Annotated in this window: 13 protein-coding genes; 2 read left to right on the top strand and 11 right to left on the bottom strand. The window is 70.4% G+C overall.

Annotated features, from left to right (window positions below):
* From AOK17_RS25395 to AOK17_RS25380, 4 genes are all read right to left on the bottom strand, one after another.
* A partial coding sequence (locus AOK17_RS25395) for a gamma-glutamyltransferase (RefSeq protein ID WP_206190832.1) occupies nucleotides 1–1,228 on the bottom strand: 1,228 nt, incomplete at its 3' end.
* A gap of 125 nt (nucleotides 1,229–1,353) precedes the next feature.
* Nucleotides 1,354–1,995, bottom strand: a complete 642-nt coding sequence (locus tag AOK17_RS25390; RefSeq protein ID WP_157881386.1) for a DUF4232 domain-containing protein — start codon at nucleotides 1,993–1,995, stop codon at nucleotides 1,354–1,356.
* 35 nt (nucleotides 1,996–2,030) lie between these two features.
* A complete protein-coding gene (locus tag AOK17_RS25385; protein WP_055614873.1) occupies nucleotides 2,031–2,699 on the bottom strand; it encodes a response regulator in 669 nt (222 codons plus the stop codon).
* A gap of 5 nt (nucleotides 2,700–2,704) precedes the next feature.
* Complete coding sequence (locus AOK17_RS25380; protein WP_055614869.1) at nucleotides 2,705–3,805, bottom strand: sensor histidine kinase; 1,101 nt, start codon at nucleotides 3,803–3,805, stop codon at nucleotides 2,705–2,707.
* Between the two features lie 193 nt (nucleotides 3,806–3,998).
* Here AOK17_RS25380 and AOK17_RS25375 point away from each other — a divergent pair, with 193 nt between their 5' ends.
* Nucleotides 3,999–5,033 carry a carboxymuconolactone decarboxylase family protein gene (locus tag AOK17_RS25375; RefSeq protein WP_055614872.1) on the top strand — a complete coding sequence of 345 codons (1,035 nt, stop codon included), beginning with the start codon at nucleotides 3,999–4,001 and terminating at the stop codon, nucleotides 5,031–5,033.
* A 112-nt stretch (nucleotides 5,034–5,145) separates the two neighbouring features.
* A complete protein-coding gene (locus AOK17_RS25370; protein ID WP_055614868.1) occupies nucleotides 5,146–5,808 on the top strand; it encodes a hypothetical protein in 663 nt (220 codons plus the stop codon).
* Between the two features lie 28 nt (nucleotides 5,809–5,836).
* Here the strand turns inward: AOK17_RS25370 and AOK17_RS25365 are convergent, their stop codons facing one another.
* The 7 genes from AOK17_RS25365 to AOK17_RS25335 all read right to left on the bottom strand — a co-directional run bounded on the left by AOK17_RS25365 (nucleotide 5,837) and on the right by AOK17_RS25335 (nucleotide 15,128).
* Entirely contained in the window at nucleotides 5,837–7,423 is a 1,587-nt protein-coding gene (locus AOK17_RS25365; protein WP_055614867.1) for an NCS1 family nucleobase:cation symporter-1, read from the bottom strand.
* Nucleotides 7,424–7,667: 244 nt separating this feature from the next.
* Nucleotides 7,668–8,687, bottom strand: a complete 1,020-nt coding sequence (locus AOK17_RS25360; RefSeq protein WP_055614866.1) for a TIGR03842 family LLM class F420-dependent oxidoreductase — start codon at nucleotides 8,685–8,687, stop codon at nucleotides 7,668–7,670.
* 18 nt (nucleotides 8,688–8,705) lie between these two features.
* Nucleotides 8,706–10,109 (bottom strand): dihydropyrimidinase, encoded by a 1,404-nt coding sequence (hydA, locus tag AOK17_RS25355; RefSeq protein ID WP_055614865.1) that lies wholly within the window; start codon nucleotides 10,107–10,109, stop codon nucleotides 8,706–8,708.
* A 132-nt stretch (nucleotides 10,110–10,241) separates the two neighbouring features.
* The gene (locus AOK17_RS25350) at nucleotides 10,242–11,084 is read right to left on the bottom strand and encodes a nitrilase-related carbon-nitrogen hydrolase (RefSeq protein WP_055614864.1); all 843 of its coding nucleotides are present in this window, start codon (nucleotides 11,082–11,084) and stop codon (nucleotides 10,242–10,244) included.
* A gap of 180 nt (nucleotides 11,085–11,264) precedes the next feature.
* Nucleotides 11,265–12,842, bottom strand: coding sequence for a PucR family transcriptional regulator (locus tag AOK17_RS25345; protein WP_055614863.1), 1,578 nt, complete (start codon nucleotides 12,840–12,842; stop codon nucleotides 11,265–11,267).
* Between the two features lie 121 nt (nucleotides 12,843–12,963).
* A complete protein-coding gene (locus tag AOK17_RS25340; protein WP_245697338.1) occupies nucleotides 12,964–14,289 on the bottom strand; it encodes an aspartate aminotransferase family protein in 1,326 nt (441 codons plus the stop codon).
* Nucleotides 14,286–15,128, bottom strand: a complete 843-nt coding sequence (locus tag AOK17_RS25335; protein ID WP_055614862.1) for a nitrilase-related carbon-nitrogen hydrolase — start codon at nucleotides 15,126–15,128, stop codon at nucleotides 14,286–14,288. The genes AOK17_RS25340 and AOK17_RS25335 overlap by 4 nt, the downstream gene beginning before the upstream one ends.
* Nucleotides 15,129–15,396: the final 268 nt, after the last annotated feature.

Raw genomic sequence — 15,396 nt, 5'->3', positions numbered from 1 at the left:
CCCCCAGCGCGTCGAACCCGTCCTCCCCCGCGGCCACCACGCGCGCGTGCCCGCTGAGGCGTGGGGCCCGTCCGCCGGGGCTGCCCGGCCGCAGCTCGTAGGAGGCCTTCTCCCCGACCAGCGCCCGCCGCCCGGCGTTGTACTCCTCCGACAGCAGCTCCTTCAGGGGAACCTCGGCCGCGTCCCCGTACCACGCCTCCCGGTCGGCCATCGCGAGCTTGCAGCCCTCGATCAGCAGGTGCACGTACTCGGCGGAGCCGTACCGCGGCAGCTCCGGCGGCAGCAGGGCCAGCTGCTGGAGGAGCACCGGGCCCTGGCTCCAGGGACCGGCCTTGCACAGGGTCCAGCCCCGCCAGTCGTACGTGGCCGGGGCCTCGTAGGACGCGGACCAGCCGGCCAGGTCGGCCGCCGTCAGCGTGCCGGAGTGCCGTTCACCGCTGGTGTCCATCGTGGGCCGGGCCGCCTGCCGTACCAGCGCCTCCGCGATGAAGCCCTCACGCCAGATCCGCCGCGCCGCCTCGATCTCGGCGACCCGGTCTCCGCCGTTCCGGGCCCCGGGCTCCTGAGCTGCTCCGGGCTCCCGACCCGCATCGGCCTCCCTGCGGATCCCCGCCTCCTCCGCCTCCTCCGCGGCTTCCGCGACCAGCCGCCTCCACGTCGCGGCAAGCGCCGGATTCCGGAACAGCTCGCCCGGCTGCGGGGGCCGCCCGTCCGGCAGGTACACGTCGGCCGAGGACGACCACTCGGTCTCGAAGAGCTCCCGCACGGTCTCGACGGTCTCGCCGACGCGTTCCACGGGCGCGTGCCCGTCCTCCGCGTACCCGATGGCGTACTTCAGGACGTCCGCCAGGGACTTCGTGCCGTGGTCGCGCAGCAGCAGCATCCACGCGTCGAAGGCCCCGGGAACCGCGGCTGCGAGGGGTCCAGTACCGGGTACGAGATCCAAACCCAGTCCCCTGTAGTGGGCGATCGTGGCCCCGGCCGGTGCGACGCCCTGTCCGCACAGCACCCGTACCTCGCCGCCCGCCGGGGCCAGGATGATCGGCACCTCGCCGGCGGGCCCGTTGAGGTGCGGCTCGACAACGTGCAGCACGAATCCGGCGGCTACGGCGGCGTCGTACGCGTTGCCGCCGTCCTCCAGCACGGCCATCGCCGACTGCGAGGCGAGCCAGTGCGTGGAGGACACCATCCCGAAGGTGCCCTGGAGCGTGGGTCGGGTCGTGAACACGGGGGAACTCCTCACTGCGGCGCGGGCATCCGGACTGTGGACGGTCGTCCGGCAGGCGTCCGGCGATCGTACGCAGCCCGCCGCGCCCTCTACTCCGAGGGCTGCTCAGAGGGGCGCTCGGAGGGTTACGCCGAGGGCTGCCAGGCCGTCGTCCCCAGGATGTTCTCGGGGCCGATGTCGAGCGAATACGGTGGCCGCACGGTCACGGTGTCGTCCCCCTTCTTCAGGGCGACGCGGAGGTAGACACCGTCCTGGTTGTGCATCCGCCAGTACAGGGCCGCGTGTGCGCTCTCGCCGGGGTCGAGGGTCAGCGCCCGGGGTCCGGGGTCCTCCGGCGCCATGAACACCTTGTCCGTACCCTCGTCGGTCCGTACGTCGGGGAAGGGATCGCCCGAGGCGTCGAGGACGGTGACGGCCGGGTAGCCGTTCAACTTGTGCGGGCGGTCACCGCAGTTGGTGACGTCGAGGCCCATGGCACGCAGCCCCATGGCCGCGTCCCCCTCGTCGGCCCGGAAGCGCAGGCCGGACGGCGGACACCCCTGCCCCTCCTGGACGGGTACGGACGGAGAGTGCGTGGGGATCCCGGACGGGGGTGGGTTCGCCGCCCGGGTCGGCACCTCCACGGCCGGTGTCGGTGTCGGCGTGGGCTTGCGTTCGGGGTTGCTCTCCCGGTCCAGCTCGGCGGAGAGCCCGCAGCCGCTCACCCCCAGCACCAGCAGACAGGCGAGGGCGACGCTGCGGACCGATCTCGGACGTATCGCGATCACGGGCCGATCATCACACGAGCCCTCGACGGAACCCCTCACTCCGCGGTCCCGCGCGCCGCGACCAGCCCCGACTCATAGGCGAACACCACCAGTTGGGCACGGTCGCGTGCGGCCAGCTTGGTCATCGCGCGGCTGACGTGGGTCTTGACCGTGAAGGGGCTGATGACCATGTGGGCGGCGATCTCCTCGTTGGTGAGGCCGCGGGCGGCGAGCGCGGTGACCTCACGCTCGCGGCGGGTGAGGCATTCCAGGCCGGGCGCGCTGGCCCGGTCCGGGGGCCGGGCCACGAACTCGCCGATCAGCGTGCGGGTGACGGACGGCGACAGCAGGGCCTCGCCGCGCGCGACGACCTCGATGGCCTGGAGCAGATCGGCGGGCTCGGTGTCCTTGAGCAGGAACCCGCTGGCACCGGCCCGCAGCGCCTCGAAGACGTACTCGTCCAGGCCGTAGTTGGTCAGCATCACCACGCGTACGCCGGACAGTTCGGGGTCGGCGGCGATGCGGCGGGTCGCATCGATGCCCGTCATCACCGGCATCTGGACGTCGACGAGGGCGATGTCCGGGACGTGCGCGCGCACCAGCGCCAGGCCCTGTTTCCCGTCGGCGGCCTCGCCGACCACCTCGATGCCCTCCTCGGCGTCCAGGAGGGCCCGGAACCCGGCGCGCATCAGGGCCTGGTCGTCGACCAGCGCGACCCTGATCAGGCCGCTCACGGCAGGTCCAGCGGCACTCGGGCCCGTACCGAGAAGCCGCCCTCCGCGCGCGGGGCGGCGTGCAGGGTGCCACCGAGGGCCGTGACGCGTTCGCGCATGCCGGTGAGCCCGATGCCCTCGGCGCACGGCCGGGACGGTTCTGCGGTGCCGTCGTCGTCGACGCGTATCGTCAACTCACGTTCCTCGTACTCCAGTTGGACGGCCACCTTGGCGGGCCCGGCGTGCCGGGCGGCGTTCGTCAGGGCCTCCTGGACGATGCGGTACGTGGCGCGGTCCACGGTGGCCGTCAGCGGGCGCTCGTGGCCGGTCACGGTCAGGTCGACGGCGAGGCCCGCGGCCCGTGCGCGCTCCACGAGCAGGGCCGGGGTGCCGGTCGGCTCGTCGGTGCGCAACACCTCAAGAGTGGCGCGCAGTTCGCGCATGGCCTCGCTGCTCGCCTCCTGGATGGCGAGCAGGGCCGGGGATATCTCCTCGCCGCGCTTGCGTGCGAGGTGGACGGCGACTCCCGCCTGGAGCTTGACGATCGAGATGCTGTGCGTGAGGGAGTCGTGCAACTCGCGGGCTATGCGCAGGCGTTCCTCGCCCGCCCGGCGCAGTGCCGCCTCCTCACGGGTGCGTTCGGCCTCCAGCGCGCGCTGTTCGGTCTGGCGCAGATAGGCCTGCCAGTTGCGGCCCGCGAGACCGGTGACGACGGCGCACAGGAACCAGCCCGCGAGCAACGCGGTCTGCTCGACGGTGTTCTGGGAGGTGACTCCCGTCGCGAGCCACGCCCCGAGGAACACCCCGCCCGCCGCCGCGCCCACGCTCCGGTGCCCCGCCTGTGCCGCCGTGTGGACCGCGGCCATCACCGGGAGGGCGGCCACCAGCCCTGGTTCGGCGTGCAGCACATAGCCGGCCAGCGCGGCCGTGGTGACGGCGAGCACCGCACGAGGCGCCCTACGGTATGCGGCCAGCGCGAGCGAACCGGTCACGATCAGCGCGTAGTCGACCGGCGCGGTGTCCTTGTCGAAGGCCGCCACGGACACGACGATCGCGCCGATCACGACGGCGAGCGCCACGTCGGCGAGCCGCTTGAGAGTGGCCTGGTCCGCGTCCATGTCCGTACGGTAGACCGCCGTGCCGACAGGGTCGTCAGCCCTGTGGACGGCCCCGCGACTACTCCCGGCGCAGTAGTCCGGCGCCCGGCCCGGTCGCGTCGGAGCACCGCCAACTGCCTTCGGCCGTACGACGCCCGGGGCGCCTCCGGGAACGAGGGTTCTCGGTATGACCACACCCTTCAGCTACCCGTTCGTGACCACGCCCTTTCGCTACACCCAGCCTCCGCCGCCCAGGTCCGCCACCGGCCGGACCGCCGAGGTCTACCGACAGCTCTCCGAGGACTTCGGCATCGACGGCGCCGTCACCTTCGTCGTCCTGTCCTCCGCACCCGAACTCCTCGCCGCCACCTGGGCCCTGATGCGTGAGTCGCTGCTCGCGGGCGACGGCAGCCGCACCGGCAAGGAGCTGGCCGCACTCGGGGTGTCCCGCGCCAACAGGTGTCCGTTCTGCGTGGACGCGCACACCGTCCTGCTGCACGCCACCGGCAACCACGCCCTCGCGGAGCGTCTGGCCCGCGGCGGGACCCCGGAGAAGGACGTGCAGGCGCGCATGGTCGCCTGGGGCGAGGCGACCCGTGTCCCGGGCCACCCGGATCTCACCCCGCTGCCCTTCTTCGCCCGGCACACGGCCGCGTACGTGGGAACCGCCCTGTCCTTCCACTTCATCAACCGGATCGTCTCGGCCCTGCTGACGGAGAACCTGCTGCCGGGCAACGCCCAGCGGTTCAGGCCGGTCCGCAGCCTCGCCGGCCGTTCCCTGGCGAAGACCCTGCGCCGGCGTCTCACCCCGGGCACGAGCCTCGCCCTCCTCGACGGCGACCCGGGCCCCGGCCCGTCCTGGGCGGCCGACACGCCGGTCGCCCCCGCCTACGCGGCACTGCGGACGGCGGCCATGGAGGGCGCCGCCCTGCTGACCGAGGCGGACCAGGACCTCGTACGAAGTGTCGTCGCGGCGTGGGACGGTACGCATCAGCCGTTGGTGTGGGACGCCCTGCCGGACCGGAGGACCAGGCCCGGGGCGCGGCTGGCGTTGCTGGCCGCGCTGGCTCCGTACCGGATCACCGACGAGGACGTGGCGGCGTGGAAGACGTGGAAGCAGCCGCCGTACACGGACCGCTGTCTGGTCCGGCTCGTCGCGTACGGTGCGTTCGCCGCCGTTGACCGCATCGAGCGGGCTCTGCCCTTCGATGCCCCGATATCGCACGAGGTCATGGACCGTCAAGGGTGAGCCCCTGTCACCACCCGGGCACGGAGCGAGTTTGTACTACCGCCCCACAGGCAGGCATGTGACACTGGCGTCCCCGTCCGCTGTGCGGACTCTCCGCACCGTCCCCCACGAAATGTGCGCCGTGCGTTCTCTTCCTCTCGCTCTGACCGCGCGTCTGCTGCCGGTTGTCGTGCTCGCCCTGGCGGGCTGGTCGTTGTCGTCCGGGCCGTTCGCCGCGACCCCGGCCGCGGAGAAGAAGGCGGCCCCCGACGGCGGGTCGTCACCGTCCGCGCCGTCGACCGCCGCGGCGAGCCGCACGTACCGCACCTCGCCCGCGCCCTGTACAGGCGTGTCGAAGAAGACGGTGACCTCGCTGGTGCCGGACGCCAAGACGGCCGGCAAGGAGATCCCGTCGACCGACGAGTCGCTGCGCCGCACCTGCTCGTGGAACGCCCTCAAGGGCTTCGACTACCGCTGGCTCGACATTTCGTACGAAATCAAGAAATCGGACCAGTCTGCCCAGGCCGCCTACAAGCAGCGCACGACGGAGAAGAGCGGCGGAGGGGTCGTTCCCGGTCTCGGGGACGCGGCCTACTCGGTGGTGAACCTCACCACCGAGGACAAGCAGCAGACGCGCGAGGGCCAGGTGTTCGTCCAGGCGTCCAACGCCATGGTGGTCATCACGTACAACGGCAGTGACTTCGAGTCGAAGAAGGCGCCGAGTACGGACGAGATCAACAAGGGCGCCATCAAGGCCGCCAAGGAGGCGATGGCCGCGCTGGAGGCCGCTCAGTAAGAGCGGCTCCCAACGCGGCCCGCCGTCGTCAGACGACCTGGTCGGCCTTCACCGTGCGCCCCTCCCGCTCCGCGCGCTCCGCCCGCGCGAACGGCGCCATCAACGCGACGTACAGGACGAGCGACGAGGCGAGGCCGATCGCCCAGCCGTAGTCCGCGAGCGGCTTGAGGAACGGGATGAGTCCGTCCGTGGGGAACGGGCCGAGCTTGCTGCCCTTGGCGTCGACGTTCGAGTACGAGCCGCCGACCGCCAGGACACCGCCGACCACGAACGCCAGCACCGCCCGCCAGTTCCAGCCGTTCGAGTACCAGTAGCGCCCGCCGGGCGTGTAGAGGTCGGCGAGGTGCAGGACCGTACGGCGGATGATCCAGTAGTCGGCGATCAGGATGCCCGCGACCGTGCCGAGCAGACCGCCGACCACGCCGAGCCAGGTGAAGATGTAGAACTCGGGCGTGGAGATCAGCTTCCACGGGAAGATCAGGATGCCGATGACACCCGTGATCAGCGCACCTGTACGGAAGTTGATGAACTTCGGGGCCAGGTTGGACAGGTCGTAGGCCGGGGACACCACGTTCGCCGCGATGTTGACGGAGATCGTGGCGATCAACACGATGAAGAGCGCGAAGAGCAGGCCGAAGGCGTTGTCCGTCTTGGCCGCGAGGGCCACCGGGTCCCAGATCGCCTCTCCGTAGACGGCCTCGGAGCCCGAGGTGACCAGCACGGCGAGGATCGCGAAGAGCGTCATCGTGGTGGGCAGGCCGAGGGACTGCCCCCAGGTCTGCGCTTTCTGACTCGCCCCGAAGCGCGTGAAGTCGGGGATGTTGAGCGACAGGGTCGCCCAGAAACCGATCATGCCCATCAGGGAAGGGAAGAAGACCGGCCAGAAGTCCGCGCCCCAGCCGAGCTTCGAGGGCTGGTCGAGCAGCGCGCCGAAGCCGTCGGCCTTGACCGCGATCCAGATGAGCAGCGCGAACGCGCCGACGATCACGACGGGCGCGGCCCAGTTCTCGAAGTGCCGCAGGAAGTCCATGCCGCGGTAGATGATCGCGATCTGCAGCGCCCAGAAGAGGAGGAAGCAGAGCCACAGCGGCCACGGGTTGCCCGCGATCTTCCCCGCATTCTCCCACTCACCGCCGGTGAGCTTGGAGCCCAGGGCGAAGATGCCGCTGCCGCCGATCCAGGTCTGGATGCCGAACCAGCCGCAGGCCACCGCGGCGCGGATCAGCGCCGGAATGTTGGCACCGCGAAGCCCGAACGAGGCACGGGCGAGCACGGGGAACGGGATGCCGTACTTCGGTCCCGCGTGACCGGTGGCCAGCATCGGCAGCAGCACGATGATGTTGGCCAGGGCGATGGTGAAGACGGCCTGCTTCCAGTCCATGCCGAGGGCGACCAGGCCGGAGGCCAGGGTCCAGCTGGGGATGCAGTGAGCCATGGATATCCACAGCGCCGCGAAGTTGTACGTCGTCCACTTGCGCTCGGAGACCGGGACGGGACGCAGGTCCTCGTTGGCGAAGGGACTGTCGGCGGGGAAGGCCCCGGGGCTGAGTTCGATCCGGCCGTCGGTGTCGGCGGACTGGGATATCGGCGGCCCCGTGGGGACGGTTTCGGTCATGGGCAGGCCAATCGATGAGGCGGGACGGGAAAGGCCGTGCGGGTGGCGCCGTGGGGGTGGTGGTGCGGTGATTCGGTGGTGCGGCCCCCTTCCCGGGGAGGTGGGAAGGGGACGACTTGAGGGGGTGGAACAGGGTGGAGCGGAGTTGATCCGATGCCGTCAATGGTTGATGGATGGGTCGACCACCAACCACTGGGACAGGTCGTCAACTACTGGGACAGGTCGTCAACGGCCGAGGCCGCCCTCAACCGTTGACGGCGGGAATGACCGTTGATCCATACGCCTCGATGACCGCCTCTTGAGTGTCATGCATGTCGTACAGGGCGAACTGGTCGACGCCCAGCTCGCGCAGCGCGTTCAGCTTCTCGATGTGCTTCTCGGCCGGCCCGATCAGACAGAACCGGTCGACGATCTCGTCGGGCACGAACTGGGTGTCGGGGTTGCCGCTGCGTCCGTGGTGCGAGTAGTCGTAGCCCTCACGGGACTTGATGTAGTCGGTGAGTTCGTCGGGTACGGCGGCGGAGTGCTCGCCGTACTTGGAGACGAGGTCGGCGACGTGGTTGCCGACCATCCCGCCGAACCAGCGGCACTGCTCACGCGCGTGGCTGAGCGCCTCGGGCGAGTCGTCCTCGGTGACATAGGCGGGCGCGGCGACACAGATCTTGACGTCGTCGGGGTCACGCCCTGCCTCGGCCGCCGCGGTCTTCACGGCCTTGACCATGTACTCGGTCAAGTAGAGGTCGGCGAGCTGGAGGATGAAGCCGTCGGCCTCCTCACCGGTCATCTTCAGCGCCTTGGGGCCGTACGCGGCCATCCAGACGGGGAGTTCGGCGCCGGGCTTGATCCACGGGAACTTGATGACGGTGCCGCCGAGGTCCGCCTCGTCACCACGCCCGAGCGCCCGGATGACCTTCATGGCCTCGCTGATCCGGGCGAGCGTGTTGGGCTTGCGGCCGGCCACACGCATCGCCGAGTCGCCGCGCCCGATACCGCAGACCGTGCGGTTGCCGAACATGTCGTTGAGCGTGGCGAAGGTCGAGGCGGTGACCTCCCAGGTGCGGGTGCCCGGGTTCGTCACCATCGGGCCGACCTTCAACTTGGTCGTGTTGGAAAGGATCTGACTGTAGATCACGAACGGCTCCTGCCAGAGCACGGCGGAGTCGAACGTCCAGCCGTACGTGAAGCCGTTGCGCTCGGCCCGCTTCATCAGGCTGATGACGCGGGAGGCAGGTGGGTCTGTCTGCAGGACGAGTCCGAAGTCCATGGCGCCACTCCTAGTCGCTCAGAGAAGGTACTGACAGGTGGAGCGGGGGGTGTAGACGCCGTGCCCGGCGCGCCCGGTGAACTCCCGCTCGGTGATGACGAGTTCGCCCCGCGAGAGGACCGTCTCGACGCGGCCGGTGGTGCGCTTGCCCTCGTACGCCGAGTAGTCGACGTTCATGTGGTGCGTCTCGGCGGACATGACCTGCTCGGCGTGCGGGTCGTAGATGACGACGTCCGCGTCGGCGCCCGGCGCGATCGTGCCCTTCTTCGGGTACAGGCCGAACATCCGGGCCGGGGTGGCGCAGGCGATCTCGATCCAGCGGCGGCGCGTGATGTGTCCGTCGACGACGGCCTGGTGGAGCAGGTCCATGCGGTTCTCGACGCCCGGGAGCCCGTTGGGGATCTTCGAGAAGTTGCCGCGGCCCAGCTCCTTCTGGCCGACGAAGCAGAAGGGGCAGTGGTCGGTGGAGACGACCTGGAGGTCGTTGGTCCGCAGACCCCGCCACAGGGCGGCCTGGTGCTCCTTGGGCCGCAGCGGCGTCGAGCACACGTACTTGGCGCCCTCGAAGTCGGGCTCCGCGAGGTTGTCGGTCGACAGGAACAGGTACTGCGGGCAGGTCTCGCCGAAGACGTTCAGGCCCTCGTCGCGCGCCCGGGTCAGCTCGGCGACCGCCTGCTGCGCCGAGACGTGCACGACGTACAGCGGCGCTCCGGCGACCTGGGCGAGCTTGATGGCACGGTGGGTGGCCTCGGCTTCGAGGAGGGCCTTGCGGACCTCCCCGTGGTACCGGGGGTCGGTCTCGCCCCTGGCCAGCGCCTGCTCCACCAGCACGTCGATCGCGATGCCGTTCTCCGCGTGCATCATGATCAGGCCGCCGTTCTCGGCGGAGCGCTGCATGGCGCGCAGGATCTGGCCGTCGTCGCTGTAGAAGACGCCGGGGTAGGCCATGAACTGCTTGAAGGAGGTGACGCCCTCCTCGACCAGCAGGTCCATCTCCTTGAGCGTGTCCTGGTTCACGTCGGAGACGATCATGTGGAAGGCGTAGTCGATGGCGCACTTGCCGTCGGCCTTGGCGTTCCAGGCGTCGAGGCCCTCGCGCAGCGAGTGGCCGACGCTCTGCACCGCGAAGTCGACGATCGTGGTCGTGCCGCCCCAGGCCGCGGCCCGGGTGCCGGTCTCGAAGGAGTCGGAGGCGAAGGTGCCGCCGAACGGCAGCTCCATGTGGGTGTGGGCGTCGACGCCGCCCGGGATCACGTACTTCCCGGTGGCGTCGATGGTCCGCTCGGCCGTCCAGGCCTCGGCGGCGGGGGTGCCGCTCGCGGCGAGGGCGGCGATGCGGCCGTCCTCTACCAGGACGTCCGCGTGGAGTTCGTCGGACGCGGTGATGACTAGGCCACCGCGGATGACTGTACGGCTGCTCATGTTCCCTCTCCTGATCGTCGGCACCCCGGTGGAATGCGGCGGTGGGTATGTGCGGGCACGTCGTGGCTGGTCGCGCAGTTCCCCGCGCCCCTAAAAGACAGGGGCGCGGGGGGCCTCCGACGTACCCCCCGGTCAGGGAGCCGTCAGGGGCTCGTACGCCTCGGGGCGGCGGTCGCGGTAGAACTGCCAGCGGTCGCGTACCGCGCGGAGTTTGGCCATGTCCAGGTCGCGGACGACGAGTTCGGTCTCCTTGTCGCTCGCCACCTCCCCGACGAACTGGGCCTCCGGGTCCACGAAGTACGAGGTGCCGTAGAAGTCGTTGGAGCCCAGCTCCTCCACGCCCACGCGGTTGATGGCGCCCACGAAGTACTCGTTGGCGACGGCCGCGGCCGGCTGCTCCAACTGCCAGAGGTAGGCGGACAGTCCGCGCGAGGTGGCCGACGGGTTGAAGACGATCTCGGCCCCGGCGAGACCCAGCGCGCGCCAGCCCTCCGGGAAGTGCCGGTCGTAGCAGATGTAGACGCCGATCTTGCCGACCGCGGTGTCGAAGATCGGCCAACCGGCGTTGCCGGGGCGGAAGTAGAACTTCTCCCAGAAGCCCTCGACCTGCGGGATGTGGTGCTTGCGGTACTTGCCGAGGTACGAGCCGTCGGCGTCGATCACCGCCGCGGTGTTGTAGAGGACACCTGGCTGCTCCTCCTCGTACATCGGCAGGACGAGGACGATGCCCAGTTCCCTGGCGAGCGCCTGGAAGCGCTGGACGATCGGGCCCTCGGGGATCTGTTCGGCGTACTCGTAGAACGCCTTGTCCTGGACCTGGCAGAAATAGGGCCCGTAGAACAGCTCCTGGAAGCACAGGACCTGAGCACCCTGTGCGGCCGCGTCGCGGGCCGCCTGCTCGTGGACCTGGATCATCGATTCCTTGTCGCCCGTCCACGCGGTCTGGAAGACGGCGGCGCGGATCACTCTGCTCATCGGGACCTCCGGTCGCTGGGTGTGCGGCGAGCCTAGGAAGTCCGGAAGTCCTCTTTGAGTTGCAGCGTGTCACGTCTGAGGGCGTGTGGCGTTCCACGGTGTCACCCTTGCCAAGGCCCATGTTTCACCACCGTTTTCCCAGGTCTTTCTGTGTTTCGGAGCTGTTGCGCGTCGAGAGTCTCAGCCCTGTTGCGCGTCGTGCGCGAGGAGGGCGATGTGTACGGAGGCCGCCTGCTCGAAGTCGTCGAGATCGACCCGCAGCCGCGCCTCTATCGCTTCCAGCCGCCGGTACAGCGCGGGTCGCGAGACATGGTGGAGCTGTGCGGTACGCGACTTGTTGCGCCCGGTGGCGAGATACGTCCGCAGCACCGGCAGCAGCTCCGACTCGGCGTCGGCCCCGCACAGCAGTCCGTCCAGTTCGCGCTCGGCGAAGGACTGCACGTGCGGGTCGTCCCGCAGCAGCCGGACCAGCCCGCGCAGATGGACGTCCCGCAGCCGCACCACGACCGGCAGGTCGAGTCCGGCGGGGCTCTCGGCGACGGCGTCGGCCACGTGCCGGGCCTCGCGCAGCCCGGCGGGCACGTCGTCCCACCCGGTCCGCGCGTCGGCCGCCGCGACGACGGCCGCCTTGCAGGCGTCGGCCGCACCACCGCCCGCCTCCGTACGCAGCCGGGTGGCGAAGTGGGCGGCGAGGGCCTCCGCGTCCTGGTCCCTGGCCAGGCTCAGCAGTACGGCGATGACCCCGTCGGCCAGCTCGGCGACGAGCCCGGGCAGCCCCAACAGGCGCAGTACGCGGTCGAGTTGGGCCGCCTCCGCGTCCCGTACGACCAGGGGGACGAACGTCCGGCGGTTGACCGGCAGTCCGGCCGCCCGGGCCCGGGGCAGCAGTTGGCGGGCCGGTACGACTCCGGAGACGAGGTCGGTGAGCAGGCTCTCGGCGGACTGCTCCTCCCAGGAGTGCACGGTGCCGCCGAGCATGCGGTGCAGGACCAGTGCCTCGGCCCCGCGGTCGGCCAGCAGCCGTCCGGTGGCGGCGTCGCCGCGGTAGCCGCACAGCACGATGCGGCCCCAGCGCTCGCCACGTCCGCCCAGTTCGGCCCGGACCCAGCCGTCGCCCTCGCTGCCGCCGGCCTGCCGCGCGATGCGCTCCCAGTCACGCAGCACGTCGTCGACCGCGGACCGCTCCCCCGCCGTGGCGAGGACGCGGTGGGCGAGGTTGGTGACGACGACGGGACACGCGCTGTGCGAGGCGATCTCGTCGAGCATCCGCTGCAGCGGTGCGCCCGCCGTGATGAGCCCGGTCAGCGCCGTCCGGACGGACTCCGACAGGCTGACGGCCGCGAACTTCCGTCGTACGAGCCTGGATTGGACCTCTTCGGTCAACTCGGCGAAGGGGAAAGGGCGGTGCAGGACGATCATCGGCAGCCCGCACCGCTCGGCCGCCCGGCGCATCACCTCGGGCGGGGTCGGGAAGGCCCGGCCGAGTCCGAGGACGACGGCCGAGGCCTCCGCGCGGTGCAGTGAGCGGATGTACTCGGCCTGGGCCTCCGGGTCGCCCGCGAGCAGCACCCCGGTGGTGAGGACCATCTCGCCGCCGCTGAGCATCACGCCGACGTCGGCGGCCTCGGCGACGTGCACCCAGCGCACGGGCCGGTCGAGCTGGCCGGCGCCGGCCACCACCTCGGGTTCCCCGGCGAGCACCCGCTCCAGGGCGAGGACCTGACGGACCGACAGGGCGGGTTCCAAGGCGGTGGTCATGCGGCGAACCTTCAATCTTGCGTTGCTGAACGCTCCTCGGAACCGACTGCCGCCCGGAGACGACTGCCGCTCGGGCCTGACCGTTCGCCAGACCCGACCGACCGTCAGAACCGAGCGCCTCTCAGAACTGAGTGCTCCGCAGAGCGCGCTCCAGGATCGCGGCGCCCTCCTCGGCCTCCGCGACGGTGAGCGACAGCGGTGGGGCGATGCGCAGGACGCTGGTGTTGTGGCCACCGCCCTTGCCGATCAACAGGCCTCCCTCGCGGGCCGCTTCGAGCACGGCGGCGGCCCCGTCCGGGTCGGCCTGGTCGGTGCCGGGCTTCACCAGCTCGACGCCGATCATGAGACCCCGGCCCCGGACCTCCCGTACGCCCGGCAGTTGCGCCGCGATGGCCCGCAGTCGCTCGATGAGCAGGCCGCCGACACGGCGGGCGTTGCCCTGGAGGTCGTGTTCCAGGAGGTACGTGAGGTTGGCGAGGCCCGCGGCCATGGTGATCTGGGTGCCGCCGAACGTCGAGATGGAGTTGGAGTCCAGGCAGTTCATGACCTCGGCGCGGGCGACGACACCGCCGATGGACATGCCGTTGCCGATGCCCTTGGCGAAGGTGAGTATGTCCGGCGGACCGTTCTGGCCGTGCGCCTGCCAGCCCCAGAAGTTGTCGCCGGTCCTGCCCCAGCCGGTCTGCACCTCGTCGGCGATCCAGAGGATGCCGCGCTCCTGGAGGACCTCGCGGAACGCCGCGTACAGGCCGTCCGGCGGTGCGGTGAAGCCGCCGACTCCCTGGATGGGCTCGGCGATCAGGGCCGCGGGCGGGCGGACGTGGCCGAGCAGGTCCTCCAGGTCGGCGACGCAGGCCGCGATGAAGCCGGCGTCGTCGAGATCGGCGTACGGGCCTCGGGTGCGGACGCCGCCGTGCACGTACAGCGTCTGGAGGGGCGAGAGGCTGGTCGGTGACCAGCCCTTGTTGCCGGTGATGCCGACCGAGGTGAACGAGCGGCCGTGGTAGCTGTTGCGCATCGCCAGGATCTGGTTGCTGCGGCGGTACGCGGTGGCCAGCAGCAGGGCCGTGTCGTTGGCCTCGGTGCCGGAGGTCGTGAAGAACACGCGCGCGTCCGGGATGCCCGACAGCTTGGCGATCCGCTCGGCCAGGTCGACCATCGGCCGGTTGAGATACAGCGTGGAGGAGTGGATGATCCGGCCGGCCTGCTCGCTGACGGCCTTCGTCACCTCGGGCAGGGCGTGCGCGGTCATCGTGGTGAGGATGCCGCCGAAGAAGTCGAGGTACTTGTTGCCCTCGGCGTCCCAGACGTGGCGGCCCTCGCCGTGGGTGAGCTCGATCGGGTCGGCGTAGTAGACGGCCAGCCAGTCGGGGAGGACGGCCTGGTGGCGCTGGTACAGGTGCTTGGCCGAGCCGTGGGCCGGGCTCGGGGAGGCGTCTGTCGTCACGGCTGCACCAGCCCTTCGTAGGCGTCGGGGCGACGGTCCCGGTAGAAGGCCCACTGCTGGCGGACCTCCTCGATCAGGTCGAAGTCGAGGTCGCGGACGACGAGTTCCTCGCTCTTGTCGCTCGCGGTCTCGCCGACGAACTGGCCGCGCGGGTCGACGAAGTACGACGTCCCGTAGAAGTCGTTGTCCCCGTACTCCTCCTCGCCGACACGGTTGATCGCGGCGATGTAGTACTCGTTCGCGACGGCCGCGGCGGGCTGCTCCAGCTGCCAGAGGTGGGAGGACAGACCGCGGGAGGTCGCCGACGGGTTGTAGACGAGCTGCGCGCCGTTCAGGCCGAGCTGGCGCCAGCCCTCCGGGAAGTGCCGGTCGTAGCAGATGTAGACGCCGACCTTGCCGACCGCGGTGTCGAAGACGGGCCAGCCGAGGTTGCCCGGCTTGAAGTAGTACTTCTCCCAGAAGCCCTTGACCTGAGGGATGTGGTGCTTGCGGTACTTGCCGAGGTACGTGCCGTCGGCGTCGATCACCGCGGCCGTGTTGAAGTAGAAGCCGGACTGTTCGACCTCGAAGACCGGGACCACGACGACCATGCCGGTCTCGCGGGCGAGCTCCTGCATACGGGTGACCGTGGGGCCGTCCGGTACCGGTTCCGCCCAGCGGTAGTGCTCCGGCTCCTGGACCTGGCAGAAGTAGGGGGCGTTGAAGACTTCCTGGAATCCGATGATCTTCGCACCCTGACGGGCCGCCTCGCGGGCGTGCTCCTCGTGCTTGGCGACCATGGATGCGGTGTCGCCGGTCCAGGTGGCCTGGACCAGAGCGGCGCGTACGACGTTGGCCATGAGCTGCTCCTTCGACGGGACGTCAGAGAGCTTCTACGCCCGTAGATGATGGGCGTAGAGCCCCGAAAGTAAGCGGAGGCGCTGCGCTGGGCAAGACCATCGTCGTTAACCGGCTGAGTCGATCTTGTTTCCTACCCTCGTGGGTTAGCGAGGGAGGGTGGGTGACGGTGAGTGGGTGGGTGCCGGCAGTCGTGGGCTGGTCGCGCAGTTCCCCGCGCCCCTTGTAGGTGGGCCGGGGCCTCGGGAGGTGAACCCTTCCCCGGTCCGG

Origin of the sequence: Streptomyces phaeochromogenes (assembly GCF_001418655.1) — a bacterium.
Classification (GTDB): Bacteria; Actinomycetota; Actinomycetes; order Streptomycetales; family Streptomycetaceae; genus Streptomyces; species Streptomyces phaeochromogenes.
The sequence above is the reverse complement of the archived record's forward strand: the minus strand, read 5'-3'. Positions and strand labels throughout refer to the sequence as shown.

Coding starts and splice junctions, on each gene's coding strand:
- AOK17_RS25380 (WP_055614869.1), bottom strand. CDS start 3,805: ATGGACGCGGACCAGGCCACTCTCAAGCGGCTCGCCGACGTGGCGCTC.
- AOK17_RS25370 (WP_055614868.1), top strand. CDS start 5,146: ATGTGCGCCGTGCGTTCTCTTCCTCTCGCTCTGACCGCGCGTCTGCTG.
- AOK17_RS25365 (WP_055614867.1), bottom strand. CDS start 7,423: ATGACCGAAACCGTCCCCACGGGGCCGCCGATATCCCAGTCCGCCGAC.
- AOK17_RS25360 (WP_055614866.1), bottom strand. CDS start 8,687: ATGGACTTCGGACTCGTCCTGCAGACAGACCCACCTGCCTCCCGCGTC.
- hydA (WP_055614865.1), bottom strand. CDS start 10,109: ATGAGCAGCCGTACAGTCATCCGCGGTGGCCTAGTCATCACCGCGTCC.
- AOK17_RS25350 (WP_055614864.1), bottom strand. CDS start 11,084: ATGAGCAGAGTGATCCGCGCCGCCGTCTTCCAGACCGCGTGGACGGGC.
- AOK17_RS25345 (WP_055614863.1), bottom strand. CDS start 12,842: ATGACCACCGCCTTGGAACCCGCCCTGTCGGTCCGTCAGGTCCTCGCC.
- AOK17_RS25335 (WP_055614862.1), bottom strand. CDS start 15,128: ATGGCCAACGTCGTACGCGCCGCTCTGGTCCAGGCCACCTGGACCGGC.